Here is a 1,268-nt window from a genome sequence, read left to right on the forward strand (position 1 = left end):
CTGACGGGTCCGGCTGGAATGTTAGTGCATTGACGGTCTTGTTGCCAGCGCGGGCGGCATCGCTGGTTGGGTTTGCAGGGCCGTCCGCGCGGCGAAGGCTGGGATGAAGACCTCCGGTGCTGGCGGCTTGTAGCCGAGCGATCCATGTGGGCGCACGGTGTTAAAATGCCGCCGCCAGCTTTCGACGATGATCCTGGCCTCGGCGAGTGTGTAGAAGATCTCGCCGTCGAGAAGCTCGTCGCGCAGGCGAGCGTTGAAGCTTTCAATGTAGCCATTCTCCCATGGACTTCCGGGAGCGATGTATGCGGTCTTCGCTCCGACGGCGGCGATCCAGTCCTGCACGGCCTTTGCGATGAACTCCGGGCCGTTGTCGGAACGGATGTGCTCAGGCACGCCACGTAGGATGAAGAGATCGGACAGGACGTCGACGACGTCGGTGGAGTTGAGCTTGCGATCGATACGGATCGCAAGCGCCTCATGCGTGAACTCGTCGATCACGTTGAGCATGCGATACTTCCTTCCGTCATGGGTTCGATCCTCGACAAAGTCGTAGGACCAGACATGGTTGGGCCGCTCCGCACGCAGGCGGATGCATGATCCGTCGGCGAGCCAGAGCCGGCCTTTCTTCGGTTGCTTTGCGGGAACCTTCAGCCCCTCTTGCCGCCAGATGCGCTCGACCCGCTTGTCGTTGACCACCCAGCCCGCCTGGCTGCGCAGAAGCTCGGCGATCTTGCGATAGCCGTAGCGGCCATAGCGACGGGTCAGTGCAACAATGTCGTCCGTCAGTTGCTGCTCGTCGTCCCGGCCGCACGGGATGCGGCGCTGCGTGGAGCGATGCTGCCCCAGCACGCGGCATACCCGGCGCTCCGAAACGCGCGGCACGACAGCCCTGACATGGTCGATGCAGGCACGGCGGCGCGAGGGGCTCAGAAGTTTCCCCTTGCCGCCTCCGACAGGATCAGCTTGTCCAGCGTCAGGTCGGACACCGCCTTGCGAAGCCGCTCGTTCTCTTGCCTGAGTTCCTTCAACTGGCGAAGCTGGTCGCGGCTCATGCCACCATACTGCTTGCGCCACCTGTAGTAGGTCAGCTCCGAAACGCCGATCTGGCGAACCGCATCCGCCATCGCCATCCCTTGGCCACGCAGGACTTCAACCTGCCGAAGCTTCGTGACGATCTCTTCCGGCTTGTGTCGTTTGTTGCTCATCGTGGTCCTCCTTCATGGTCAAAACCATAACTCAAGGTGGACCCGTTCAGTGGGGCTGGATCA

Annotated in this window: 1 protein-coding gene; it reads right to left on the minus strand. The window is 62.2% G+C overall.

The annotated features are described in order from the left end of the window. Window positions 1-21: 21 nt before the first annotated feature. Window positions 22-1,205, minus strand: a protein-coding gene (locus GTK01_RS20890) for an IS3 family transposase (RefSeq protein ID WP_252929781.1) whose coding sequence is annotated in 2 segments (ribosomal slippage) — window positions 22-941 and window positions 941-1,205 — 1,185 coding nt in all. Because the reading frame shifts where the segments join, the coding sequence is not laid out codon by codon here. Between the last annotated feature and the right edge of the window lie 63 nt (window positions 1,206-1,268).

It is taken from the genome of Aliihoeflea sp. 40Bstr573 (assembly GCF_024105655.1).
GTDB lineage: Bacteria > Pseudomonadota > Alphaproteobacteria > Rhizobiales > Rhizobiaceae > Aliihoeflea.